Raw genomic sequence first — 25,240 nt, forward strand, 5'->3', positions numbered from 1 at the left:
TCTGAAAGAGAAAAATCTGATGCAGGCGGTGCCGATGCTGCTTGGCCAGGCGGATATCCGAGGTGGGCCGAACGCCGACAACCTCTCGATTGTCGTCGTGCGCTGGGAAGACAGTTATGTCGAAGAAGGAGCCAGCACCTCCAGTGTCGTTTCTACGCAAACGATGTCACGAGACACGGTGACGACCAAGCTTGACCAATTCGGACGCAATCCGAAGTACAAGACTGAATTGACCGAGGATGAAATCGAGCGCGCAATCGATGAGATCCGCTCAACCATCCAGAAGTACTCAAAATAGGAATTTCCATGCGCCCCAGCCAACGTCTGTCTTCGCAGCTTCGCACTGTCCGCATCACACGCAATTTCACCCGCTACGCCGAAGGCTCGGTGCTCATCGAAATGGGCCATACGCAGGTTCTATGCACCGCCAGTGTCGAGGAGTCGTTGCCGGGCTTCCTGCGGGGCAAGGGACAGGGCTGGGTTACTGCCGAATACGGCATGCTGCCGCGTTCGACGCACACGCGCACTGCGCGTGAAGCGGCCAAAGGCAAGCAGAGCGGTCGCACCCAGGAAATCCAGCGCCTGATTGGCCGTTCGCTGCGCGCTGTGACTGACCTCAAAGCGCTGGGCGAGCGCCAGATCACGCTCGATTGCGACGTTCTGCAAGCCGATGGTGGCACCCGCTGCGCCTCAATCACCGGTGCCTGGATAGCGCTCCGTGCCGCTTGTGCGCAGCTCGTGGCCCAGGGCAAGTTGCCTGAAAACCCGATTCGCGACCACGTAGCCGCAATTTCGGTGGGGATCTACAAAGGGGTGCCGGTACTCGACCTCGACTACCCTGAGGATTCCGATTGCGATACCGACATGAATGTCGTGATGACCGGCGATAAGGGAATCGTCGAGATTCAGGGGACAGCCGAGGGTGAGCCGTTCACCCGCACACAGATGGGACAGTTGATCGATCTTGCCGAAGCCGGCATTGATGAACTGGTTGCCCGACAGAAAGCGGCACTCGTCGCATGAAGCTTGTACTTGCGTCGAACAACACCAAGAAGCTCAAGGAACTCGGCGAGATCCTCACGCCGCTCGGCTGGGAGCTTATTCCGCAAGCGCAGCTCGGTGTACCGGAAACGGACGAACCGCACTGCACTTTCGTCGAAAATGCCTTGGAGAAAGCCCGCCATGCCTCACGGCTGACCGGCCTGCCGGCACTCGCTGACGATTCAGGTTTGTGCGTCGAAGCTTTCGGTGGTGCGCCGGGCGTGCAATCGGCCCGCTACGCGCAGACGACGGCCGACGACCCAAAATCGGATGCGCGTAACAACGCGAAGCTGTTGGCTGAGTTGGGCGAGCGCACGGATAGAAGGGCCCATTTTGTCGCGGTAATCGTCTTTGTGCGGCACGCTGATGATCCGCAGCCGATCATTGCCGAAGGTGAATGGCACGGTGAGATTCTCGCCGCAGAGCGCGGCATGGACGGCTTTGGCTACGATCCGCTGTTCTACATCCGCGAGCTCGACCAAACCTCCGCAGAACTCAGCGCCGAGGAGAAGAATCGCCGCTCGCACCGTGGGCAAGCCTTGGCGCGACTCGTCGAACGTCTGCAAACCCGACGTTGATGTCAGCCAGGAACGCTGCACGCGTCATCCCGATTGTTCCGCTGAGCAAGGCGCAGAGCCAGGCTGGAGGAAAACTCGAATTTCGCAGCCCGCCTCCGCTTTCGCTCTACGTTCATATTCCGTGGTGCGTCCGAAAGTGCCCTTACTGCGACTTTAATTCGCATGAAGTGCGCGGCCAGAAGGCAGGCGAGGTCATCCCCGAGGCAGCCTATATCGGCGCATTGATTGCCGATCTCGAATCCGCCTTGCCGCTGGTCTGGGGGCGCAAGGTGTCGAGCATCTTCTTCGGCGGTGGTACGCCCAGCCTGCTGTCCGGGCAGGCGCTCGATGAATTGCTCACGGCCATCCGCACGCTCCTGCCGGTAGTGCCCGATGCCGAAGTCACGCTGGAAGCCAACCCCGGCACGGTTGAGGCTGAAAAATTCGCTGCTTTCCGCGAGGCCGGCATCAACCGTTTGTCGTTGGGTATTCAGAGCTTCAACCCGAGCCATCTCAAGGCGCTCGGGCGAATCCACAGTGATAGCGATGCCCGGCGCGCCATCGAGATTGCGGCCAGCCACTTTGACAATTTCAATCTCGATCTGATGTACGGGTTGCCTGGCCAAACGCTCGAGCAGGCTTTGGCCGATGTGGACAATGCGCTCGCCTTTTCCCCGCCGCACCTTTCATGCTATCAACTGACGATTGAACCAAACACAGCCTTCGCTGCAGCGCCACCGATATTGCCCGATTCCGATCGTTGTGCCGACATGCAGGACGCCATCGAGGCAAAGCTGGCTGGAGCGGTGGGCTCGGCCGGCTTCACGCATTATGAAACTTCAGCCTTTGCGAGGCCGGGGCGGCAATGCCGACACAACCTCAACTACTGGCATTTTGGCGACTACCTGGGAATAGGTGCGGGAGCGCATGGCAAACTGACCTTGCACGACCGTGTGTTGCGGCAGATGCGTTGGAAACAACCGAAACAATACATGGCGAAAGTTGCAGAAGGCGCTCCCGTGCAGGAGGAATTCTCGGTCGAAACTACCGGTCTTACTTTCGAATTCATGATGAACGCGCTGCGTCTGAATCGAGGATTTGACGCGCGGCTTTTCGAATTGCGCACCTCGCTGCCACTGATTACCATCGAGAGCGAATTGCGCCGGGCTGTAGATGAAGGTTTGATCGAGCGCAAACCAGGGCATATCGCGCCAACGGATCGCGGACGACGCTATCTCAATCGTTTGCTGGAGATGTTCCTCGTCGAGCGCCCGACGTAGGCACTACTCGCTACTGCTTAAGCGATTCGACAGCTTCGTAAAGCCGGTTTTTGAGATCGTTTGCCGTCCCGCCCTGCGCCTCCTCCAGGCGTATCTGGCGCATCAGCTCGGCAATCTGGGCTTGCGTTGCGCGCTTGTTGACCGGGGTAATGGAGATCGAAGCAGCTCCGGTGGCTGGTTTTGGCGCGCCCAGCGTATTGACGGGCCGGCCATCGACCATTACTTGCGCCCGCTCAACGCCCGGCCGGCCACGTTTGCCGGTAATCACGAGCGTTCTACTGGGTTGATAGGACCTGGGCATCTGTTGGCGCGCTGCAGCCTTCCGTGCCATTGCATTGCGTCTGAAGGCATTGACCGCCTCCAGCAGTTGCTTGTGCAAGGCTTCGCTCGGCCGCCCTTCGGCCTCCGCCTCGCGGATTTGTGCCAGCAGCATCTCGATTTCGGTCGGCGCTGAGCCCGATCTGCTGGCCTCGCCAAAGCTCTCCTTCGGCGCCTTGACGGCAATCGAGAATTCTTCGGGCGTCGAAATCATTTTACCCAGTCGATAATGATCGTAACGCATGGCCATCGTCAGCGCGGTGTCACCCCAATCGTTCCTTGATCGTGGATCGGCACCTGATTCAAGCAAAGTTTTGGTCAGGTCTTCACGACCTTCACGCGCGGCCAGGATGAGCGGGGTCGATTTATTGGGCGAACGCGCGTTGACCTCTGCGCCCTGTTCGATCAAGTACCTGGCGAGTTCCTCGTGTCCATTGAACACGGCGTAATGGAGCGCTCCCCAGTGGTTTCCCTCGCGGTTAAGCACCGCGCCATGAGCGAGCAGCCATTTCACCGCTTCCAGATGTCCATTCCATGCGGCCAGTTGCAACGGCTGTTCACCATTCCGATTGGCGCGCCTGACATTGGCGCCACGCTCAAGAAACAGGGTCATCATCGGGATGTTTCCGTGCCAGGCGGCAATCATCAGCCCCGAACCGAGCTGATTGGTCTGGAATTCAGGATTCAGGCCTTCATCCAGCCAAGCGGTGACCTTGCCGATATCATTCCGCTCGATCGCCCAGCTAAAGGTAATGGGATCAGGCAGAGCTGCCCACGTCGCTCCGCCAAACAAAAACAGCACAACAAACAAAGTCCGACTGCCTCTGGTGATCAACTGCATCGAAAACATCCTCCATCATCTTGACGCCCCACAAAATGTTACGCCGGGTTTTGTTGCACAATAGCAAGTCGATGTCACTCCGTCTGATAACCGCTTTCGCGCTTTCGCTCGTCCTGCACGGCGGCCTGCTCCTTCCGGATATCCTGAAGCGCCTGTCTGTTGCCCCGCCCCGCCCGGCGCTTCAGGCCACTTTGCGGCTGCCACCAAAACGGGAAGAGCCGCCTGCCGAGCCATTGCTCAAAGATACAATCGCTACTAAAGACACGCCAGAAGTTGCCAAGACGCCTCCCCCAGCCCCTGCACCGCCAACAAAGAACGCTCTAGTCAAACGCGAGGTTCAGGAAGCGCAGAGAAAAATGTCGCAGTACGTATATTATCCACCCGAGGCCGTCACGCGTGGCATTGAAGGTGAAGTGCGACTAATCCTCAAACTTTCTGCCGATGGAAGCGTTGAAGACGTCGTCATCGCCGCAAGTAGCGGCCACCCCATTCTTGACAACGCCGCCATCAAAGCGGCCTACGCCATGGGCAAACTCACCGGCGTTACGTCGCGCGAACTCATCCTGCCAGTCAGCTTCCGGCTAGAGTAATTCATGCCTTCGACGGAATACAACATCCCAAACGTCATGACCCAGGCGCAAACCGCGCTGTTCGAACTTGGTGAGTGGGCGATGGTCGGGACGAGGCGCAAAATCCTTCGCCGTATTTTCCAGCACAGGTTCGGCTGACAGGACTTCAAGCATCTGGTGGGCGTAATCCTCCCAGTCGGTCGCGCAATGAATGTAAGCGCCGGGTGCGAGCCGGCTGGCGATCAGCGCAACCAGCGGTGGCTGGATCAGACGCCGCTTGTGATGGCGAGCCTTCGGCCATGGGTCGGGGAAGAAGATATGCACACCGGACAGGGTGCCGGGTTGAATCATGTCGCGCAGGACCTCTACGGCATCGTGCTGGATAATGCGCTGGTTGCTGAGTCCGGCTTCGGCGACCAGCTTGCACAGATTTCCCACGCCTGGCGTATGCACCTCAATTCCGAGATAGTCGTTTTGCGGATTGGCTGCCGCAATTGCTGCCGATGTTTCACCCATCCCGAATCCGATTTCGAAGATGCAGGGCGAAGCGCGTCCGAATATGGCTGTCAGATCGATCTGCACAGGTGCATACGGCACACCAATCCTGGCCATCAACTCCTTGTGGTAGCGATGCTGGGCATTGGAAACACGTCCCTGGCGAAGCACGTAGCTGCGAATGTGACGAGGCGCCTTGTCGGCCTCATTTGCCGCATGCAAGTTCTCACACAGCGCGTTCACGGTCAGGAGCCAATCAGTCCGACGGTCGGTGATGATGGGTCGGCCGAGTAGTATTTGCGCGCCATGCGCCCGGCGCAGAAAGCCTCTCGTCCGGCCTCAACGGCTTTCTTCATGGCGCTGCCCATCAGTACGGGATTCCTGGCGTGCGCGATGGCGGTATTCATCAGCACGCCGTCACAACCGAGCTCCATGGCAATGGTTGCATCCGATGCAGTCCCCACGCCAGCGTCGACAAGTACCGGCACCTTGGCATTGTCGATGATCAAGCGCAGGTTCCAGGGATTGACAATGCCCATGCCGGAGCCGATCAGCGATGCCAAAGGCATGACTGCGACACAGCCGATTTCCTCAAGCATCTTGGCCTGTATGGGGTCATCGGCGCAGTACACCATCACATCGAAACCATCCTTGACTAGCGTTTCCGCGGCCTTCAGTGTCTCCGGCATATTCGGGAAAAGGTTGGTCGGATCCCCCAGCACTTCCAGCTTGCAGAGCGAATGACCGTCGAGCAGTTCCCGTCCCAGGCGCAGCGTGCGCACGGCGTCCTCGGCCGTAAAACAGCCCGCCGTATTGGGCAGAATGGTAAATTCAGAAACAGGCAGCGCATCGAGCAGATTCGGCTCACTGGAATTCTGGCCGATGTTCACGCGTCGGATGGCAACCGTAATGATTTCGGCACCCGATGCGTCGATCGCCGCGCGCGTTTGGTCGAAATCCCTGTATTTTCCAGTCCCGACAAGAAGTCGCGAGCGGTACGTTTTTCCAGCGATCGTCAGGCTGTGCTCTGGGGTATTCATGGTTCTTTCGTCACTCATCAGCAAATAAACTAGCCGCCGCCAACAGCGACCACAATCTCAATGCAGTCACCGGAAACCAACTCAACGTCGGCATGGCGGCTACGCGGCACAATCTCTCCGTTACATTCAACAGCGATGCGCTTGCCGGTATAGCCTAGCGCCTCGACCAGTGCAGCCACCGTTAGGGGGGCGGGGAATTGGCGGGTCTCGCCATTGATTGTGATTTCCATGGGGGTAAGATTCTATCACCCTGCCTGATCGGTCGCCTCGTCGAGCCGTCTTCGACCCGGACTGCGAAGGAGCGAGGATTGCAATTGCTGAACGGTGCCAGGTGACTGGAGCGGGCGATGGGAATCGAACCCACGGCTCTAGCTTGGGAAGCTAGGGTATTACCATTATACGACGCCCGCAAAAGCAGTCGGGCATTCTACGATGCTTCGGCCTGCTTCCACAACTCCGAGCGCTGTGCGGGATTCGTTCGAGAGTGGACGATAATAGGCAAGGGCCATTAGAGTCCAGGCGGCGAACGACGCAAGCGGCGCCGTCTGACGAGCGGGATACAGCGGGATACAATGTCGATCCTAGTTATGGAGCAAGGTATTGCCTTCACTGCCCACTGAGCCCAGCACTGATCTTGGGATTCATCAGAACGCGCAGCCCCGTTCCTATGTGCGCCAACTGGCATTACAGGGCGCTGCTGCATTGGCCGTGCTTTCACTGGCGTGGCCTTACTTTGGCATCAGGGACGAAGTTCTGCCTTGGCCGGCAACCGCTGCAGCCATCGGCGGGGCCGCCCTGCTGATCGCAATACTCACGCACCAACCCTGGTGGTGGCGGTTGATCCACGCATCTTTCGCCCCGCTGGGATGGGGTGTAGCCACGCTGGCGATTGATCCGGGTTGGTTCTTGCTGGCTTTCATTCTGATGCTGCTTGTATATCGCGGTGCAGTCACTGGTCAGATACCCCTCTTCCTTTCGAACAACGAGACTGCATCCGCTCTTGCCGCACTGGTCCCAGAGCGTCCGGGCACGCGCTTCATCGATCTGGGTGCCGGCGTCGGTAGCGTACTGCGGCCGCTAGCCAGATTCCATCGGGATGCACAGTTCACCGGGATCGAGAATGCGCCGGCGACCTGGCTTGCCGGCTATTTGTTGACGGCCGGTCTGACAAACTGCGACTGGCGATGGGGTGATTTTTGGCGCGTAAATCTTGCTGAATACGATGTGGTTTACGCTTTTCTTTCTCCTGCCCCCATGCCTGCACTCTGGGAAAAGGTTTTGCGCGAGATGCATCCGGGGAGTCTTTTCATTAGCAACAGCTTTCCCGTGCCGGGAGTTGAAGCCAAGCACGTGATCGAGATTGACGATGCCAGGGGAACCCGGCTGTATTGCTACAGGCGCTGACTGCGCCAACTCTGGAGCACAACGCCCGTAGACTGGGTTCAGCCTAAATGAGGTTATGATAGCCACACGCCCCGCTATCGACTTGGGGCTTGGCAAGTCCGGTAGCGAAGTATTTCGCTTAGGAGTTCCTCATACAACGATTGGAGCGACAACATGACGACAAACAGTCCCCCGAACAATCCGCTGGAATTCGCTCAGAACCTGTGGGGGAAAATGGGTTTTTCCCTGCCAGGGATGGTCACTCCGACCTTCGACGTGAATGAGCTGGAAAAACGGCTGGTTGATCTGAAAGCGGTTGAAGGTTGGTTGAAGATGAATCTGTCGATGTTGCAGATGACCATCCAAACGCTGGAAATGCAGTGCACCACGCTCAATGCCGTCAAACAAATGAGCAACATCAAGCCTGATTTGGGATCTATGCCAACGCTCCCATTCACCAAGCCCACCGCTACCAAACCAACTGCCACCAAGCCCTCCGTTTCCGAGCCGCCGGCTAAACCCGGCGAAAAAGATGGCGTGGGAGATGCGCTTCAGGCGACCATGTGGCCATGGGCGTTGATGCAACAAATCCAAACGCAAATGCAGGAGGCGATGGAAAAGCAAGTCGCTTCAGCGACAGAACCAGAAAAGTCCTCCGACAAGCCGAGCAAGAATTCGTCCTGAAGGCGACTGCGCAATTCGCTGGTTCTCCTCAAGCTAATCACAGTGCACTACCCTGCGCCGCTGGTTCAGACGCGCAAGAATGCTTGATTCTCGGGGTTTCGTGCGCGTCACTGATATTGAATCCCGTGGGGATTACGTGTAGTGTGTTCAATTGTTGAACGCACTTGGGCAGACTTCGTGCTAAGCGATGACCTTCGTTACAGATTTCTGAAACTTCTTGCGGAAGAGCCGCAGATCAGCCAGCGCGATGTGGCGAGACACTTGGGCATCAGCGTCGGCAAAGCGAATTATTGTTTGAGCGCTCTGGTTGAAACAGGGCTGGTGAAGATAGACAATGTTCGCAAGGCTAGTAACAAGCTCGCCTATGCTTACTTGCTGACCCCCCGCGGAATCGAAGAAAAGACGCGGATCACCGTAGGCTTTCTCCAGCGCAAGATGCGTGAATATGGCGATTTGCAGCGAGAGATTGAAGTCTTGAGACGGGAAGTGATGGCTACGGGTAGCGGCGAGTGTTATGTAAATGTTGACGCCGCGCTGCAACAGATTGGTGCCGGAGACTGATTTCCGCCTACCAGCTCCTGCTGGCGACGGGGCTACCCAAACCGAGCGCTTCAGCTTCCTGCTCCAGATAGACCCAGTCCACGATCTTGTCGCTGGGGGTGTAGCCAGAAACCAGGCGTTTAGTCCCACGGTGTGCTGATGTAATGAATAGCCAGCTACGGGTGAGTGAGTTGTGGGACAGCTACTACATGGAAGCGCCCGAACGACAGAGGCAGTGCGTCGAGCACTGGTGGTCGTAAGTACTCAATCATCTTGAAGTCAGTGGGATACGCCATCGCGGCGGAGGACTCTGACCAACGTTAGCCAAAGAATTCGCAGGTCGAACCAGAACGATTGGCGGTGCAGGTACTCCACGTCGAGTATCACCTTCTCGGGAATTGGCAACTCATCGCGACCATTTACTTGCGCCCAGCCTGTCAGACCGGGGACCAACTCATGAACACCCTTCTCGGTACGTAGCGCAATCAAGTCGTTTTGGTTAAACAACGCCGGTCGCGGGCCGACAAAGCTCATGTCACCTTTCAGAATGCTCCACAGCTGCGGCAACTCGTCCAGACTAGTCTCGCGGAGGAAGGAGCCAATCGGTGTCAGATAAGCCTCTGGAGTGGTCAATAGGTGAGTGGCCACTGCCGGCGTATCGACGCGCATGCTGCGAAATTTTGGCATCCGGAAAACTCTGTTGCTTTTGCCGACCCGGTTGGACCAGTACAGAGCCGGTCCTCTGGAGGTCAGGCGAACCAGTAGGGCAATCAAGCAGAACGGCAAGGCAAGCAGCATTGCGGTACAGGCGACCAGAACGAGATCAAACGACCGCTTCATGGTGGTGTCATAGTAGAAAGTACTCACACAGCTTCATAGGATACTTCGACAAAACCTTCATCAGGTTGGTGGGTATCCCATTTTCGCGGCATGCCCGCAATACTTCCCTATTCAGGAGCAAGGTACTGCGCCAGCCCGCCGTGCTGACGCCGCCCAAACGCATCATGACCAGGATCTCCGGCAGGTGCCGGTAGCGAAGGGTGCCGTCCTTGAATGCGCGCGCGACGAATTCGAAATCGCCGGCGATCCGGTAATCCGTGTGGAAAAGGCCGACGCGCTGGAAGATCTTGCGGCGCATGAACAAAGCGGGATGTGCGGGCATCCAGCCCCAGGCGAGACGTCGCGGACTGAATCTATCGGAGCGATAGCGACGCACGACGGAATGCCGGTCTGGTACCCGGAAGAAGGCCGCATCTCCGAAGATCGCATCGAGTCCCTCATCGTGGACAGCCCGCGCAACGCGCTCGAGCACACCGGCGTCGGCATAGCGATCATCGGCATTGAGAAAGGCAACGAGGTCGCCGGTCGCTAGGCACAGGCCCTTGTTCATCGCGTCGTAGATGCCATGATCCGGCTCCGAGACGAACTTCGCGACATGATCGCCGTGCCGCCTGACCACCTCGGCCGTGGCGTCGGTGGATGCGCCATCGACGACGATGTGCTCGACCCCGGGCAGGCTCTGCTCGGCCACCGAGCGCAAGGTATCCGGCAGCGTCTCCTCGCTGTTGCGGCACACGGTGATGACCGTCACCTTCATGCGCCACCTGCTGCGCAACAAGCTCTTGCGACGGCGACGAATTCCTCGGCGAAGGCTTGAACGCGTCGATCCGCGTCCGCCGCTGCCGCTTGTCGGCGAAGCTCGCGTTCCTCTGCCGACAAGGGGCGGAAACTGGCGAGTGCCTCGGCCAGGGCCGATGCGGACGACCGCGCAAAGATGGCAGCCTCACCCATGGCCTGCTCCTGGTGGACGGACAGGTCCGACAGAATCAAGGGCACGCCCTGTGATCGCGCCTCCTCGACGGTCGTGCTCCAGCCCTCGAACAGCGAAGGGTTGAGCAGGGCAGCGCTCGCCTGCATCAACGCCCGCAGATGCGCGTAGGGAATCAGCCCCAGCAGGCGGAAATCCTCCTCCAGAGCGAGCGCACGGACTCGTTCGCCAAGCCGCAAGTAGTGGTCCGGAGCGCGCGGGTCCCGAGTGTTGCCGGATGCCGCCACCACCACGCGGCGGCCTTGCTCGCGCAGCAGAGCGAGAGCGTCCACCACCAGCAGGTGGTTCTTGTGTACCCAGAACTGGTTCGGCAGGTAGAAGAAGTCCCGCGGCAGGCCGTAGCTGTCGGCTACTTCTCTTGCCTCTTCGGGGCCCATCGGCGACGGCGGCGGAACGGCGAAATGCACGGCATGCGTGCGCTGCCTGGTTGCAGGATAGAAATGCTCGCAGTCCCGGCAAGCATCGTTGCTGCTCAGCATCACCGCGCGGCCAGCGGCGATCTGGGCGCGGAAGCCCAACTCGCGCTTCAGTCGTGCGACCCGCGAAAAGAGATGCGGCAGATGACGATGCTGAAAATCCGGCAGCCAGGCGATCGCCGGAATACCCAGTCGAGCGCCGAAAAACTGCGCGACCTCGAACACCACCTCGATGCGATGCAGCACGAACAGTCGCCGGATCGGTCCGTCGGCGCCACTGACAAGGGCGAGCGCCAGCGACCGCAACCGCCGCTGCCGGTCAAACTCGGGTGCGCTGACCAGTTCGACCCCAGGCAGTCCGGCGAAGGGCGCCGTTTCGTCGGCGGACACATCGGAACCGACGAAGAGCACCGGGGTAACAGCGCCGGAGCAGCGAAGCGCCAGTGCGCGCACGAGGTTGAACAGGTAATTGCGTCCTCCCGTCCAGTCCTCACCGCCGATCAGCGGAAAAGCCACTCTCATCCGCTACGCCCCACATGCGCCGGTGCGAGAAAGTCGTGCACGTAGTCGGCGATCCCTTGCTGCGACGAAACGTGGCACTCGAAACCGAGGGCCTGCAGGCGGCTCGGATCGGCCACCAGGCTGAACGGATCGCCAGCGCGAACCTGGCCGTTGAAGCTCAGTTCACTGCGGACGCCAGCCTCGCCGAAGGCAGCGATCACCGTCTGCGCCACCTCGCGCACCGAAGTCGCGCGACCACTGCCGACGTTGAAGACTGGCATCTCGGGCGAGGCCAGTTCTGACGTCACCTCGATCGCCCGCAGCACATCTTGAACGTGCGTCCAGTCACGCAGTTCGCCGCCCGTACCGCTCAACTCGATGCTGGCCGGCTTGCCCTGCAGGCGCTGGCACAAATCCCACAGCAATTGCTTGCGCAGACCCGGCCCATAGACCGAAAAAAGCCGCAGCACCAAACACGGCAAGCCATAAGAGCTGGCGTAGGAGCGGCACAGCTGCTCCATCATCAGCTTGTGGTAACCGTAGGGCGACAGCGGCCGCGTCGGCGCCGATTCGGCGATGCGCCCCGCGTGTCCGGTACCATGGACGGCCGCGCTGGACACCGCCACCAGCCGCGTCCGCGGCGCCTCCTGCCGCAGCCATTCGAGCAGTTCGGCGGTCGTCGCGACGGTGCGCAAAAAGTCCTCACGCGGATTGGCCATGGCCACGCCGACCGAAGATCCGCCCGCAAGGTGAACGACGAGGTCAGGCAGGCCACGCGCGATGCGCAGGCTGTTTAGGTTGCTGCCGGAAACCTCGCCGTTGAGCCAGTACGCCAGACCCGTCTCGACCGAGGCCTCGGGCCACAGGCCATGGCCAAGGCCGAGTACCGTGTCACCCCGTGCCACCAGATAGCGGGCAAGGTGCTGCCCGATGAATCCCTTCGCTCCCGAGATCCAGACGATCATGGTGCAGCCTTTGCCGCGACGAAGGAATACAGTCGCCCAGGGCGATGGTCGAATGCCGAGAGGATGCGCCGCGCCACGGGCCACACGGCAGGCAGTGCGAGCAGTTTCGACAGGCCCCCCCCCGCACCAGGCAGGACGAGGCCTGCACGCCGCGCAATCTCGGCGTGCAGGCTGGTCAGCGTGTAGGGCGCGAAGTTGATCGGGCTCTCGAACGGATCCAGCACCTGCTGCAAGCGCAGACCCGACTGTTCCAGCGCCCCGACGTACTCGGACAACAGGAAGGCGTTCTCGCCGCCATACAACCGATGCAGCGGATGGGCGTCGAGGAAGGCCTGCTTGTCGGCGTGCCGTGAAATCACGTGCTCGCGAACCGCCAGGATCCGCCCGCCAGGTCGCAGCACTCTCGCAAACTCGCGGCAGGCCGCCGCCAGGTCGCGCGAATGGTGAAGGACGGCACGGGCGAAGACGACATCGAAAGTCCCGTCCGGAAAGGGCAGCCGTTCGGAAAAGTCCTGGGCCACGGTGATCGGTAATCCGGACTCCTGTGCGAGAGAGCGAATCGCGCCTGCGCCGACCAGATCGCTGTCGTCTGGCTCGAGTGCGCTCACCACGAAACCTTCGTGGGCCAGCGCATAACTCGCGATGCCGCGGCCTGCGCCGACGTCGAGCGCCATTCCCGGTGGCGGCAGCAGTTCGCATACCGCTCGCCACTCGTCGCTCTGCCGGTAGCGCTCGGCGGCGCCGATCAGGGGATCGTCATAGTAGGCGTCATGCACGAGCGCCTGCCGGTCCGGCTGCGTCCGCAGCCAGCGTACTGCCTCATCCCAGGTCGCGAAGGGTCGAGATTCCATGGCCATCGGCTCCGATGCCACCTACGGCAGATCGCCGACGCGAAGCGCGGCACGACTGACGACATCCAGTAGCGGCATGTCGGCGATGACCGCACGACGCGCGGCGCCACGGACGAAAGTCAGCTGTCCGCCGGCGTCGCGGCTGTCGGAGAAACTGGCGGGACGCCGGCAGCTTTCCATCATCACCTCCGCTACCTCCTCGTTCAGCAGCTCGCGGCGAACGAAGAAGGCGTTGCTGCCAGCAGCATTCACACCCACCAGGGCCATCCCCATTTCGTTCGCCAGGTGGGCAAAGGCGGGAAGGCTGGCGCCCCAGTAGAGATTGGAAAAATGCGCACCGGCGCGAACGAATGCCGGATCGTAGGGAACGGAAACTGCACGATCGAAACCGAAGACGTCGTTGTATTCGACCACCAGTACGCTCGGTCGCCAGTCTCGCAAAGCGTCGAGGACGTGCCAATCGACCCCATCGAGATCGACGGACAGCAGCCCCGGCCGCGGTGCGAAGCCACTCTCCTGCAACAGGGCGTCGATGTTGTCGCGGGTGATGAAAGCGGCCTTCGCGGTCAGCGGATAGCGCCAGTAGTAGGAAGAGGAGCGCAGACGACGGATGTTCGCCTCGCTACCATCGATGACATAGCCCTGCCAGTGGTCCTTCATCATCAGGAAGCGGCAGTTCGACTCGGAGAAATCCTCGATGCCGAACTCGATGAAGGTTCGGTCGGGAATCTCCAGATGAGTTACCAGATGCTGGATGATCCCGTCCTCTCCCCATTGGGAGAAGACCTTGAACTCGTAGTCGCTGATCCGCTCGTAACAACGGTCGCGATTGAGCCCGGCCAGGATCCGCCCCTGGTTGATCTTGATGTCGTCCACCTGACGGTCGAGCCGCGCCAGGCGTGCCATCCAGTCCACAACCCTCTTGAAGCTGCTGTTCATCGCTTTCACTGTCCTAGAGCCGCAAGGCCATTGTCAATCGGGTCAAGATGCCGAACGATGCGAGCCGGATTGCCGGCAACGACGCTCATCGGCGGCACGTCCCGGGTAACTACCGCTGCGGCGCCGACGATCGCGCCGCGCCCGATCCGCACGCCACGCAGAATCGTCGCCGACGCCGCGATCCACGCGTCGTCCTCGATAACGACAGGCCGATCACCCAGATCGATGTCCTGCGGATGGCCCTGCTCGATGATATGGCGGAAGTGCAGGTGCCGCCGCGCGGGGTCGAGCGGGTGAGTAAGGTTGTCGAAGATGTTGACGTTGTGGGAAATCATTACGCGATCGCCGATTTTAATCGACGCACCTGACCATATGCACGTCCCCGGGCCGACAAAGCACCAGTCGCCAACCGAGATTGTGCCACCGTGCGCGAACACCAGCAGCTGTCCTTCGATGCGCGATTGGCAACCGATGCGGATGCGAACACCACCACGCCGGCCGGTGTCGATGATCCGCGCCGATCGCGCCAGCACCGTGCCATGCCCGGCCTCGAAACCTCCGCGACCAAGGAGGCGCCGCAAGAGAAGTCGCAGATTCATCCTTGCGACCCCGCTCGCCGCGAGGCCTGCTTCAACAGGCGGCGCAAGTGGTTCCTCGCCTGACCGAGCCAGCCACCGTTCTGGCGCCAGATCGCCGCGCGAACCTGTGCGAATTGCGCCGGGTCCACCGCCACGTCCACCGGCATCCCGATCGGGCCCGATTGGGCGGGAGTGCGCTGCTCGCCCCCGAAGCTGGTCATCCGGCCACGGCCGTGCGTACCCGACCCGTCCATGCCGGCGTTGTCGACCAGGCTGCGCGGCGGAAACAGCACCAGGCCATCGCCGCGGAAAACCGTCCAGTACCAACGCACCGCCCAGGAGTTGGCACGACCCGTCATCTGGTTCTCCAGCATGGCTGCATAATCGTAGGCCCCCGCGAGATTGAAACGCAGCAGCAGCTCCCTGTCGCTGAGCAGCCGCTCCCAACCCGAGGCCTCGGGGTCGAAGGCAACCCACGCGTGTCGCCACGTCGCCCAGCCCCAGGACACGGTGAGCGGCAGAAACAGCGCGTCGCGTTGACCGGCGAACTCTGGTACATCGAACATGTAACCCGAAACCTGATGAACCTCCGGGTCGTCGGCATACCGGTCGAGAGCCGAATTCATGTAGACCAGGAAGCCCGTCGCCAGCAACAGGTCGTCCTCGATGACGATCGCCCGCCCGAAGCGTTGCGTCACTTCGCTGACGCCCCGGATGACCGAGCGCGACAGGCCCCGGTTGGCCTCGCTGAAATGGTATTCGGCGCCACTGCCTAGCATGTCCTGAGCCACCTGCCGGGTGGCCTCGATGCTTGGCCGCTCTTCGGCGCTCTTCGGTCCGTCGCAATAGACGATGACGGGGCTGTCGGCGAAGCCCTCGCACTCCATCAGGCTGAGCAGTGTGCGCCGCAGGTGTTCGGGGCGACGATAGGCAAATACGACGATGGGCGCTGCCATCAATTCCCTCCCCCCTCGATACACGTGGCGAGCCACATCTGAGTGGAAACCAGCTTGTACAGATGATGCTCGGCGCCCATCGCACCGTGGCGGTTGCGCTCGATGAGGTCCTTGATGGCGAACGGATCGCACCATTCGTGCAGCAAGCTGTGGCGATCGAGAAGCAGGGCCTCGATTTCGCGCCCCTGCTCCGACGCCAGCCAGTCGCCAACCGGCGTCGGATAGCCCTTCTTGTCGCGACGGTTGCCGATCGCCACCTGGTCATGGCTGCGCAGGTACTCGCGCAGAACCCACTTGGTCTCGCCGTCGTGCAGCTTCCACCGCGTTGGCAAACGGAAGATCCACTCGACCAGGCGGAAATCCATGAAGGGATGACGGGACTCGATCGAGTGGGCCATGCTGATGGCGTCGCCGTAATGCAGCAAGCCGGGCAGGATCGCCCGCGCGTGGTCATCAAGGAGACGGGCGCGGACAGGGTCGCCGCGGTCGCCTCGCTCCATGCCGCATGCCGGCGGCGCCACGATGCCCGGGCGTAGCAGCGACTGGAAGCCGACGCGCCGCCGCCGCCAGCTCACCAGCCCCGGCCACGATTCGCGCAGCATCCACGCGGCTGCCCAGCGCAGCGAGAAGGTGGCGCGCATCGCGCGCACGCGGCCGAGCAGGCCGGCCAGCGTCCTGCCTTCGGGATGAGCACCGCGCGCGTAAGCGAGCAGTTCGAGAGCCGCGTACTGCGGATATCCAGCCAGGCTCTCGTCGGCACCCTGTCCTTCGAGCAGCACCGGAACACCTTCACTGCGGGCACGCTGCATCAGGCACCACAGGGGATAGACGGCCGGAGAGTAGCCCGGCCCGTCCATGTGCCAGATCACGTCGCGCATGACGTTCAGCCACGACGTCTGCGGTGCCGACACCGGGATGAGACCGGCGCCGACCGGTTGGCAGGCACGCTGCGCCCACTCGAGCTCACCATGATTGTCGGCGCTGTATACGGATGTGAAGCAAGTCATCGCTTGCGCGCCGCCACCGCTGGCTGCCGCCAGGATGGCGGTCGAATCGAGGCCACCACTCAGCGTCAGGCCGACTGGCACATCGCTGCGCAGGCGCAGCCGTACCGCGTCATCGAACAGTGCTTCGAACTGGGCGACCGCCTCGTCGGCTGCCAGATCCTCACTCTCGCCAGGCGGGTAGGTCCAGTAGGCTTGCAGGCGCAGCGACCCCCCCCCTTCGAGCACGCCAAAGTGGGCTGGCGGCAGGATGCGGATACCCTCGTAGAACGACTGATCGCCGGCATAGAGTGCATTATTGGCGAGAAAATCGAGTAGGGCCGTACGGCAGACTTGGCGATGCTGGGGGAACAACTGCAGAAGTGCCTTGGGTTCCGACGCGAAGGCCAGCCCTTCGGGCCCTAGGCGATAGTAGAGCGGCTTGACGCCGAAGCGGTCGCGCGCCAGCAACAAGCGCCGCCTTTGCGGATGCCAGAAGGCGAAAGCCCACATGCCGTTCAGCTTGGCCAACGCATCGTCGCCCCAGTGCAGCAGCGCATGCAGCAGAACCTCTGTATCGGACGTGCCAAGGAAGCAATGCCCTAGGCTCGCCAGTTCGCTGCGCAACTCAACGTGATTGTAGATTTCGCCGTTGAAGACGATGGCAGCCCCGGATTCCGGTTCCAACATCGGCTGATGGCCGGTGAGCGACAGGTCGAGGATGGATAGACGCCGGTGGCCCAGGAGCACACCGGGCATTTCGACAATGCCGCGATCATCCGGTCCGCGATGGGCGAGCAGATCCAAGGCCTCGCCGAATCGCTCCTTGTCCAGCGGAGCGGCCGTACCGATCCAGCCGAGGATGCCGCACATTCAGGCGCCCTTTCCGTCGGCGCCGCCAGCACGACGCACCATACCGCGGAGCACGTAGCCCAGCTCGCCGCGGCCGAGCATCTGGCCAAGGCGGCGCAGCATGTAGAGTCGGCGCCTCCAGCCAGGCACCTCGCGCCCAGCCAGGATGCGACGGTTCTCCTCGGTGAAACGAGTTGCCTGATTCGCGGTCTTCGTCGCCCCGTGCAGACGCAGTCCGCCCCAGGTTCGATTGACATGCCGGCCTGGACAGGCCGCGGTAAGCCGCAGGAACCAGTCGTAATCGAAGGAACAATGATAGCTTTCGTCGAGCAGTCCGATACGCTGCTGCACATCGCGCCGCCAGAATGCCGCCTGGTTGGCCAGCAACATGCCCTCGGCGAGCATCGCGCCGTGATCGGGCGTGACGTAGTGCAGGTCGCGCAAGGGCCGGTCCATCTCGTCGATCAGCATCATGTTGCCGATGATCAGGCCGTCCGCCGGGTGTTCGGCCGCCGCTTCGGCCAACTGTTCGAACGCCCCCGGAAAGAAGATGTCGTCGGAATTCTGCCAGCACAGCCATTCACCGGTTGCCCGGCGCAGACCCCTGTTGATGGCGTCCACCTGGCCTCGGTCCGGCTCGCTCACCCAGTAGGCAAGACGATCGGCGTACTTGCGAATGAGCTCCACGCTGCCGTCCGCCGAGCCGCCATCAATCACGATGTACTCGAGGTTCGGGTAGCCCTGGTCGAGAACCGAACGGATCGTGCGTTCGAGGAACTCCGCCTGGTTGAAGCTCGGCGTGATCACCGATATGCGCGGGTGACTAGTCGCCATGACCGCTCGCAAACGATAGCGCGGATGCTGGCATGGACATCAGACCGGTTCCCTGCTATCCGCAGATTGCGGGTGGTAAAAGACGAAATTATGCGGCGCGAAGCCGGCCGGCTGTTCGACCTGGTAGGCGAACGGGGCAAGCAAGTCGCGCAGGATTTCCAGCTGCTCGGCTGAATTCGCCTCGATCAGCATCGTCGGGTGGCAGGTGCCCAGCAGGCCAGTGGCGCCGCGAATGACGGCCGCCTCGGCCCCCTCGACATCCATTTTCACGAAACCGATTCGCGGCCTGCCGGCTTCTTCCCAGACGGCGTCCAGACGACGCACAGGAACGGATACGCTGGTACCGTCGGCCAAGCCCGATTGCACCTCCAGCAGCGAGGGGTAGGCCGGATCCGTCGCCAGATGAAGCGTCATCTGGCCATCCGCTTCCCCCAGGGCACAAGGGAACAACTGCGCGTGATCGAGACCGTTGCGCTCCAGATTTTTCTTGAGGCGAACGATGTTTCCCGGCGCCGGTTCGAACGCGAATACGCGGCCCGACCGGCCCACGGCGGCGCCCATGACAACGGAGAAGATGCCGACATTGGCACCAATGTCCATCGCGTCGTCGCCCGGACGCAGGCGACTCCGGGCGAATTCGAGTTCCGCCAGCTCGAACGTGCCATAGAGCAGACTCGACAAGCCCAAGGTCTCGCGATAGCGGAGCGCGATTCTCACCTCACCGGGGAGCCGCAATTCAAACTCCGCGCCCGGCGGTGGCAGCAAAGGCGTGACGACATGCCGCAGCAGAATGCCTTTTCCCCTTTGCACAGGAAAGGAACTCAGATAGAGACGGATGGGCAGCAGCAAGCTCCAGATCAAGGGGAACAGGCGTTCCCGCCTGTTGCTGTGGGTGTTGTCCAATTGGTTAATCGCTGAATTCATCTTGTCTGACTCGTCACGCTGCTTTCGCTAGTTTCAAGTGCGTCCCGGAATGAACTGATCGATCATTCTGCTGACCAACGGCTCGCCTGCCATCATCACACCCAGGCCGGCAAGGATGGCGAGGAGCACTAGCGGCTGGCCACCGCCGGTTGTCGCCCAGGCAATCGACGCCACCAACAGGCCTATCGCCAGGACCACGCGACGTTTCGTCCGCAGCAGCGGGACTTCCGGATTGTTGAACACCTCGGCCTCGATCCGGCAGCGAAGATAGATGGCGACGACATTGAGCCCCGTCGCCACCAACAGGCCGATGGCTGCGCCGACCAGGCCGAACAGCGGTATGGCCACACACGACGCCAGCACATTGACAACCGCCAGCAGGGCCTGGACGCGGAAGATGAAAATCAGGTCGTGGCGTCCGATCAGGCTCAGATAGAGAGGCGTGACGAAGATCATCCCGAGGTTGGAAATCGTCGCGACGCCGAATAGTATCATCAGCTGCGTGCCATCGATCGCCATCCAGTAGCGCGCCACCCCGAACAGAAAAAGCGTGCCGGCGGTGTGCATGGTCACCACCGGAACGCCCAGCAGGGCGATCGCCTTGACGAAGGTTCTGCCGACGGCTGAACTGTCCTGGCTGCCGATGTGCAGGAAGACCCTCATCGCGGCGCCGACCAGATGCTGAATGCCCCAGATCACCTTCATCGCCAGGTCGTAGATGGCCACCGAGGCCGATCCGGTGAAGTGGTTGAGCAGAAACTTGTTCACTGGTTCGAGGAAGACGTTGAGCAGCGAAGTGGCCTGGAGGAGCCCGCCCGAACGCAGCAACTGCAGCACACCACTGGAGTTTCCGGCAAGCGACGCCGATAACGACAAGCTCAATCCAAGTGCGCCCCTGGCGTTCCAGAGCAGGGTCATGTCGATGGCCCCACCAACACAGAGCAGGGTCAGGTAGGCATCGGCCCTGAAGGCGATTCCGGTGACGAAGCTGGTCGCGAGTACTGCCACGACAGCCAGCGGACCCACCAGTTGCCACTTAGTGGCAAGGTCGAGCCGTCCGGCTCCTTCGATGATCGCTGCCTGCAAGGCGACGCCGATCTGGATTGCAGTCAGCAGCCCCATCAATAGGATGACCGTGCCGAATCCCGCAGGCGGCTCGCCGCCCGCCAGCGACAGTCGGACGACCAATGCGCTCAGCAATACGGTTGCTGCGGCAAGGAAGGCCAGCGAACAAATGCTGAACTTCACGGCGGCCGCCGTCGCAGCTTCTCGATCGATCGGAACCGCGTCGCTTCCGGCCGCCATCAACCTCACGACGAGCATGGTAAACGCGCTCGAATTCAGCGATAGGTAGAGCACGAACAGCGACAGCCAGGTGGCCACGTGGCCATAGTCGCCGGCACCGAGCAGGCGAATGGCGAGCAACGCACTCAATAGGCCGGCCGCCGCCTTTATGCTGGCAGCCAGACCGCTCCAACTCGCGTTTCGAAAATGCAAGCCCGCCACGGCGCAGCCTCTGGCGCCGCGGCTAGGCCGCCGCCGCTGCGGCGCCAGTGCGCCGCTCGTCCCTCACGAAGATCGCATCGGCCCATAGCAATTCGGCCCGACTGCCGTAGTGAATACCGGACAGCGTAAAGAGCCTGAAGCCGTACTCGGCCATCAGGCCGAGTACGTCCGGAAAGAGATGACAGCCCCGGTAGATCTCTGTAAACAGGACTTCCACCAGCACCACTCGCGCCGCCTGCATGGTGTTCTTCGCGCCGACCAATGCGCGGTAGTCGTAACCCTGGAGGTCGAGCTTGACGATGTCTATGCGGCTCAAGCCTTGCTGTGCGCAATAGGCATCAATCGACGTCACCGCCACCTCGACCTTCTCGACGGTCTGGCAGAGCCCCTGCAGATCGGACTGCAGACCCTCGGCGGCAGGCAGCAACGAGTTGGTTGGCCGGGATACGTTGATGTTGAACACGGCCGTGCCAGGCTCCTCGCCAAGTGCGGCGGCGATCACATGAACATGGCGGTCGCCGGCAAACCTGGCCAGCAAATCGGCGGCAAGGGTGGCGTCAGGCTCGAAGCAATGGAACTCGGCACTCGGTGCGATGGCGCGGAAAGCGTCCACCGTACCGCCCTTGTGCGCCCCGCCGTCTATAATCACAGGGGCGTCACCAGCGCACTGTTCGAGGGCAACGCGATAGGAGTCGTCCTCGGGTAGATAGACGCGGGAGGATTGCCTCATCGCGATGAAACCGGCTTTTCGGATGAGTGCCTTGACAATGGCTTTCACTGGTTACCCCATGTATTTCCGTGACAGCAAGTGCGCAGTCGGTCTTGCCCGGAAGGTCGTCACTTGCCATCCTCGAGCTTTGCGCGGAGCAATCCGCGAATGATCTCCACCTGCCGCTCGATCACCCGACGCTCATCATACAGGTTCAGCGCCCGCCGACGCCCGGCCCGGCCCATTTGACGACTTGTCTCCGGGTCGGAAACGAGCGCCTCCAGGGCTCGGGTCAGGGCGGTAGCATCCCTCGTCGGCACCAGCAACCCTGTCTTGCCAGGAATTACCTCTTCCCGCGCACCTCGAATGTTCGTCGCCACAACCGGAAGCTCCATTGTCATAGCCTCGATAATGGATCGTGGCATACCCTCGCGATAGGATGGGAGGCAGAACAAGTCCATCGCTCCGAGCAATCCGGCCACATCAGCACGATATCCGGGGGCGATAAGGCGAGCGCCGAGTAGTTCTCGCGCATCCCGCAGTTCCCGTTCTATCGACGTATTGTGATCGCTCGGAAGGCGCTCTCCCACGAGAAGAAAGTGGACGTGTGGAAAGCGGCTGCCCAATGCAACGGCGGCCTCAAGAAACTCCACCAGACCTTTCTCTCGCACCAGTCGCGCCACAACTCCAATGACGAATGCGTCAGCCGGGAGCCCCAAGGCGGCGCGCACGTTTCCCCGATTTACCGGATCGGGTACAAAAGCGTCAACGCACACTCCGTTACCGATGGCCGTTACCTTGGCGGGGAGGGCGATCCGCTCGATGATCGCGGTCTTTGCGTCTTCACTGCTTTGAGTAAAGAGGTAGTCGGCCAACCACCCGCTCCAACGTTCCAGACAAACGAAGACCCGGTACTTCCACCATGGCATCTCGTCATGGAAATAGAAGCCGTGCGCGGTATAGATGATGAGCGGAACTCCGGCCATTTTGCCGGCAATTCGCCCCAGCAGAGCGGCTATCGGCGTATGGACGTGCAATACGTCGAAACACTCGCCACTGCATAGCTTGTAGATGCGCCAGATCGCCTTCAGATGCGAGCGAACACTGAACAGGTTGCGCGAAATGGAAACTGTATGCAGCTGGTAGCCACGACGGCGCATGTCCTGAGCATAGTTTCCGTCAGCGCAGACTGATGTTACCGCCCAGCCACTATCCCGCATGCCGTCGATCAATGGCCGCAACAGGTGCTGCAGCGTGAAGTCAACTGCGCAGAGTTGACACACCGACACTTGGTCATTGTGCCTACCCCGCCGACGGGCGGTGCTCTTCGATGTAGGGGAGCTCCGTAGGTACCAGTCCACCGTGTCCTGTATGCCCCGCTCGAACGAAAAGTCCGGCGACCATCCGAGCACGCGCTGGATTCTCGTGCTGTCCACCTCGAGATCATTGATCAAGCGTTCGATCTGCTGGCGCTTTCCGATCGCGATACCGGCGACCTTCAGAAGCCACGTGGGGCAGGGGAATAGTCTCGGTTGCTTTCCCATCGCCCGCGACAGTCCGCCTACCAGTTCAGGGAGCCTCACCGAATCGTAGTCGGAGATGTGGAAGGTCTGCCCTGCTGCCCGAGGATCCGTCGCGCAAGCGGTTAATGCAGCCGCAAGATTTCCGAGATAGATTAGGCTGCGCTTGCTTTTGAGCCGGGAAAAAGGCAGCGGCAGACCAGTGCGCACCACGGACAAAAGGGCAAGAAAATTGGCCCTGACGCCAGGGCCGTAAACCAGGGGTGGCCGCAAAATAACCACTTCCAGATCCGAATTCCCCTCTATACGTCGCAGTTCCTGCTCTGCAGTCCACTTAGACAAAGCATAGGCATCCGTCGGATGGCCAGCATCCTCCTCTCGCAAGGAGCCGCCGCTGGACGTTTCGCCGCATACTTTGATGCTGCTGACAAAAACGAAACGCCGGACACCGGCGTCACACGCCGCTTGAGCCAATCGCCGTGTCCAGTTTACGTTCGTTTCCTGGTAGACGCTGCCAAGCTCGGCATCGACTTTCCCCATGGCATGCACAGCGGCCGCAAGATGGATCACGCAGTCGATGCCGGCCAAGGCGCTTGCCAAGGCACCAATCGATGCCGACTCATCGAGTTCAAGGGTATCCGGCAAGCCGTCATGCGCTCTAACCGTGCGCCTTACCCGAAACCCTTCCTCGACGAGGTAGGCGCACAGCCGGTCGCCGACAAATCCATTGGCTCCGGTTACCAGGATGTGCATGGTCGGCTTCCTCTCACAGCACCCGCATCTTGATCAAGCGCATTTGCGGCGATGCCAAAGAAATAATACATCCCTGCACTGAGGAAATAGTTTCCGCTCAGCTGCGCAAACAGAAATTGCATGAGGAAGAAAGAAGCGAACCAAGCCCAAAGAGATTCTGCGGCGAGTTCAGAAATACGCTCGCGAGACCGCAGCAAAACGCGAAACGTCTTCCACACCAAGATGCAGTAGACCAAACCAACCGAGGCGCCGAGTTCAGCAAAGACCTGAAGCACGGTCGAATGAGGAAACGACCCAGGGCCCGTACACGCATAGGCACCATACTGATTGGCCCCGGCCCCGAAGATCGGTTTGGAGAGAAATAGGGCCAAAGCCTGCCTGTAGTGCACCCAGCGGTCGGATACTGAATCAACAATGGTCTCGCACGCTTCGTTACCTAAAATGGACATCATCTGTTTCGTTCCGGTCGACGAAACCAAGGCTTTGCCGGTCGTGTTCTCGTCAAGCACAGGCGGGTTGAGTATCGCCGAGTAGAACTCAGTGCTCTCTTTTCTCAGTAGTGTATGGGCAGTAGCTATCGCCAACGCGAGAGCAATAACCAGCAGAATCTGTCTCTTTTGCTTGCTCGCTGATTTTGGGGACAGCATAAACAAGCTCGCCACGGCTGGAATCGCCGCGACCACCGACCCTCGTGGGGCTATCCAGCCCATAGTTACGATGATCACAGCCAGCGTCACATAAGAAATCAATCGACCGCTGGGGGAAGACATCCCTAAAGGAGATCGCGTGTCATCGGGTGAAAGTAATGCCGAGGTCAAACTGAGAAACGTCGCTGAGAGCAGGACTCCCGACAGCATAACGCCATGGCCTAGCCCAAAAAGCGTAGGATTCGGCGAATTCGAATACGGCAAACCGTACTGCAATACCCGCAGATACTCGGTGAATATTAGAGGTAAGAGAAGAATTCCCATCCCGATCAAAATGTTCCGTAGCAGGTACCCATCCTTGCCAAGCATCACCCGCCCGAGGGCATACGGCACCAAAATAAAGACCGGCATCATCTTGAAGTACTCTGCAGTACCGTCCCACCAGTTTATTGCAGACGAAAGCAAAATGGCCAGCAGGAAAATGGAGAAAAGTAAATCGATTCGATTGAAAGAACTGCGATGCCGACCGAACCTTTGGAACACCACAGTCGCCGACCAAACCGACACGCTCAGGTAAAGTGCGACCGTATAGGCTCGCTGCCAAGGCACCTTTGAAAAATAGGTGCCAGCAAATAGAAAGATGATTCCGTAAAGGAGCACCGCTGATGGCACCGCCGGTGATCTCATGATATTTCTAGCGTTCAGCATATTGAACAATATTGATTGGGCA

The 25,240-nt window shown here is 60.6% G+C and carries 26 protein-coding genes, 1 tRNA gene and 1 pseudogene; 8 read left to right on the plus strand and 20 right to left on the minus strand.

Annotated elements, in window-relative coordinates; translation table 11 throughout:
- From PROAA_RS11825 to hemW, 4 genes and pseudogenes are all read left to right on the plus strand, one after another.
- Positions 1–298, plus strand: a pseudogene (locus PROAA_RS11825) (serine/threonine-protein phosphatase); the annotation flags it as partial.
- Between the two features lie 8 nt (positions 299–306).
- A complete protein-coding gene (rph, locus tag PROAA_RS11830; RefSeq protein ID WP_186411536.1) occupies positions 307–1,023 on the plus strand; it encodes a ribonuclease PH in 717 nt (238 codons plus the stop codon).
- Positions 1,020–1,619: an RdgB/HAM1 family non-canonical purine NTP pyrophosphatase gene (rdgB, locus tag PROAA_RS11835; protein ID WP_186411537.1), complete on the plus strand. Its 600-nt coding sequence runs from the start codon at positions 1,020–1,022 to the stop codon at positions 1,617–1,619. Before rph ends, rdgB begins: the two co-directional genes overlap by 4 nt.
- On the plus strand, positions 1,619–2,878 hold the full coding sequence (gene hemW, locus PROAA_RS11840) for a radical SAM family heme chaperone HemW (RefSeq protein WP_186411538.1): 1,260 nt from the start codon (positions 1,619–1,621) through the stop codon (positions 2,876–2,878). The genes rdgB and hemW overlap by 1 nt, the downstream gene beginning before the upstream one ends.
- Positions 2,879–2,888: 10 nt before the next feature.
- Here the strand turns inward: hemW and PROAA_RS11845 are convergent, their stop codons facing one another.
- A complete protein-coding gene (locus tag PROAA_RS11845) occupies positions 2,889–4,037 on the minus strand; it encodes an ankyrin repeat domain-containing protein (RefSeq protein ID WP_186411539.1) in 1,149 nt (382 codons plus the stop codon).
- Positions 4,038–4,108: 71 nt separating this feature from the next.
- Between PROAA_RS11845 and PROAA_RS11850 the strand changes: the two genes are divergently transcribed.
- Positions 4,109–4,627 (plus strand): energy transducer TonB, encoded by a 519-nt coding sequence (locus PROAA_RS11850; RefSeq protein WP_186411540.1) that lies wholly within the window; start codon positions 4,109–4,111, stop codon positions 4,625–4,627.
- Here the strand turns inward: PROAA_RS11850 and trmB are convergent.
- The 4 genes from trmB to PROAA_RS11870 all read right to left on the minus strand — a co-directional run bounded on the left by trmB (position 4,619) and on the right by PROAA_RS11870 (position 6,551).
- Entirely contained in the window at positions 4,619–5,344 is a 726-nt protein-coding gene (trmB, locus tag PROAA_RS11855; protein ID WP_245664258.1) for a tRNA (guanosine(46)-N7)-methyltransferase TrmB, read from the minus strand. The two genes, PROAA_RS11850 and trmB, sit on opposite strands and share 9 nt — an antisense overlap.
- Positions 5,345–5,346: 2 nt before the next feature.
- Positions 5,347–6,141 (minus strand): thiazole synthase, encoded by a 795-nt coding sequence (locus PROAA_RS11860; RefSeq protein ID WP_186411541.1) that lies wholly within the window; start codon positions 6,139–6,141, stop codon positions 5,347–5,349.
- Positions 6,142–6,170: 29 nt separating this feature from the next.
- A complete protein-coding gene (gene thiS, locus PROAA_RS11865; RefSeq protein WP_186411542.1) occupies positions 6,171–6,371 on the minus strand; it encodes a sulfur carrier protein ThiS in 201 nt (66 codons plus the stop codon).
- Between the two features lie 106 nt (positions 6,372–6,477).
- A tRNA-Gly gene (locus PROAA_RS11870) sits at positions 6,478–6,551 on the minus strand.
- Positions 6,552–6,741: 190 nt separating this feature from the next.
- On the opposite strand from PROAA_RS11870, the gene PROAA_RS11875 reads away from it, so the two are divergent.
- From PROAA_RS11875 to PROAA_RS11885, 3 genes are all read left to right on the plus strand, one after another.
- Entirely contained in the window at positions 6,742–7,545 is an 804-nt protein-coding gene (locus PROAA_RS11875; protein WP_245664259.1) for a class I SAM-dependent methyltransferase, read from the plus strand.
- 153 nt (positions 7,546–7,698) lie between these two features.
- Positions 7,699–8,208 (plus strand): PhaM family polyhydroxyalkanoate granule multifunctional regulatory protein, encoded by a 510-nt coding sequence (locus PROAA_RS19145; protein ID WP_245664260.1) that lies wholly within the window; start codon positions 7,699–7,701, stop codon positions 8,206–8,208.
- A gap of 177 nt (positions 8,209–8,385) precedes the next feature.
- Positions 8,386–8,769 (plus strand): MarR family EPS-associated transcriptional regulator, encoded by a 384-nt coding sequence (locus tag PROAA_RS11885; RefSeq protein ID WP_186411611.1) that lies wholly within the window; start codon positions 8,386–8,388, stop codon positions 8,767–8,769.
- A 258-nt stretch (positions 8,770–9,027) separates the two neighbouring features.
- Here PROAA_RS11885 and PROAA_RS11890 read toward each other — a convergent pair whose 3' ends face one another.
- From PROAA_RS11890 to PROAA_RS11960, 15 genes are all read right to left on the minus strand, one after another.
- Complete coding sequence (locus PROAA_RS11890) at positions 9,028–9,588, minus strand: sugar transferase (RefSeq protein WP_186411543.1); 561 nt, start codon at positions 9,586–9,588, stop codon at positions 9,028–9,030.
- Positions 9,589–9,595: 7 nt separating this feature from the next.
- Complete coding sequence (locus PROAA_RS11895) at positions 9,596–10,345, minus strand: glycosyltransferase family 2 protein (RefSeq protein WP_186411544.1); 750 nt, start codon at positions 10,343–10,345, stop codon at positions 9,596–9,598.
- The gene (locus PROAA_RS11900) at positions 10,342–11,514 is read right to left on the minus strand and encodes a glycosyltransferase (protein WP_186411545.1); all 1,173 of its coding nucleotides are present in this window, start codon (positions 11,512–11,514) and stop codon (positions 10,342–10,344) included. The genes PROAA_RS11895 and PROAA_RS11900 overlap by 4 nt, the downstream gene beginning before the upstream one ends.
- Positions 11,511–12,458 (minus strand): NAD-dependent epimerase/dehydratase family protein, encoded by a 948-nt coding sequence (locus PROAA_RS11905; RefSeq protein WP_186411546.1) that lies wholly within the window; start codon positions 12,456–12,458, stop codon positions 11,511–11,513. The genes PROAA_RS11900 and PROAA_RS11905 overlap by 4 nt, the downstream gene beginning before the upstream one ends.
- On the minus strand, positions 12,455–13,309 hold the full coding sequence (locus tag PROAA_RS11910) for a class I SAM-dependent methyltransferase (protein ID WP_222102240.1): 855 nt from the start codon (positions 13,307–13,309) through the stop codon (positions 12,455–12,457). Before PROAA_RS11910 ends, PROAA_RS11905 begins: the two co-directional genes overlap by 4 nt.
- A gap of 21 nt (positions 13,310–13,330) precedes the next feature.
- Positions 13,331–14,248: a hypothetical protein gene (locus PROAA_RS11915; RefSeq protein WP_186411548.1), complete on the minus strand. Its 918-nt coding sequence runs from the start codon at positions 14,246–14,248 to the stop codon at positions 13,331–13,333.
- A gap of 5 nt (positions 14,249–14,253) precedes the next feature.
- A complete protein-coding gene (locus PROAA_RS19300; protein WP_186411549.1) occupies positions 14,254–14,847 on the minus strand; it encodes an acyltransferase in 594 nt (197 codons plus the stop codon).
- Positions 14,844–15,782: a glycosyltransferase family protein gene (locus PROAA_RS11925; RefSeq protein ID WP_186411550.1), complete on the minus strand. Its 939-nt coding sequence runs from the start codon at positions 15,780–15,782 to the stop codon at positions 14,844–14,846. The genes PROAA_RS19300 and PROAA_RS11925 overlap by 4 nt, the downstream gene beginning before the upstream one ends.
- A complete protein-coding gene (gene asnB / locus PROAA_RS11930) occupies positions 15,782–17,638 on the minus strand; it encodes an asparagine synthase (glutamine-hydrolyzing) (protein WP_186411551.1) in 1,857 nt (618 codons plus the stop codon). Before asnB ends, PROAA_RS11925 begins: the two co-directional genes overlap by 1 nt.
- Positions 17,639–18,451: a glycosyltransferase family 2 protein gene (locus PROAA_RS11935; protein WP_186411552.1), complete on the minus strand. Its 813-nt coding sequence runs from the start codon at positions 18,449–18,451 to the stop codon at positions 17,639–17,641.
- A gap of 39 nt (positions 18,452–18,490) precedes the next feature.
- Complete coding sequence (locus PROAA_RS11940; RefSeq protein WP_186411553.1) at positions 18,491–19,375, minus strand: FkbM family methyltransferase; 885 nt, start codon at positions 19,373–19,375, stop codon at positions 18,491–18,493.
- Between the two features lie 33 nt (positions 19,376–19,408).
- Positions 19,409–20,800, minus strand: coding sequence for a lipopolysaccharide biosynthesis protein (locus tag PROAA_RS11945; protein WP_186411554.1), 1,392 nt, complete (start codon positions 20,798–20,800; stop codon positions 19,409–19,411).
- A 103-nt stretch (positions 20,801–20,903) separates the two neighbouring features.
- Positions 20,904–21,611 (minus strand): FkbM family methyltransferase, encoded by a 708-nt coding sequence (locus PROAA_RS11950; RefSeq protein ID WP_186411555.1) that lies wholly within the window; start codon positions 21,609–21,611, stop codon positions 20,904–20,906.
- Between the two features lie 107 nt (positions 21,612–21,718).
- Positions 21,719–23,863 (minus strand): NAD-dependent epimerase/dehydratase family protein, encoded by a 2,145-nt coding sequence (locus tag PROAA_RS11955; RefSeq protein WP_186411556.1) that lies wholly within the window; start codon positions 23,861–23,863, stop codon positions 21,719–21,721.
- Complete coding sequence (locus PROAA_RS11960; protein WP_186411557.1) at positions 23,848–25,197, minus strand: O-antigen ligase family protein; 1,350 nt, start codon at positions 25,195–25,197, stop codon at positions 23,848–23,850. The genes PROAA_RS11955 and PROAA_RS11960 overlap by 16 nt, the downstream gene beginning before the upstream one ends.
- Positions 25,198–25,240: the final 43 nt, after the last annotated feature.

The sequence above is a fragment of the Candidatus Propionivibrio aalborgensis genome, assembly GCF_900089945.1.
GTDB classification, from domain to species: Bacteria; Pseudomonadota; Gammaproteobacteria; order Burkholderiales; family Rhodocyclaceae; genus Propionivibrio; species Propionivibrio aalborgensis.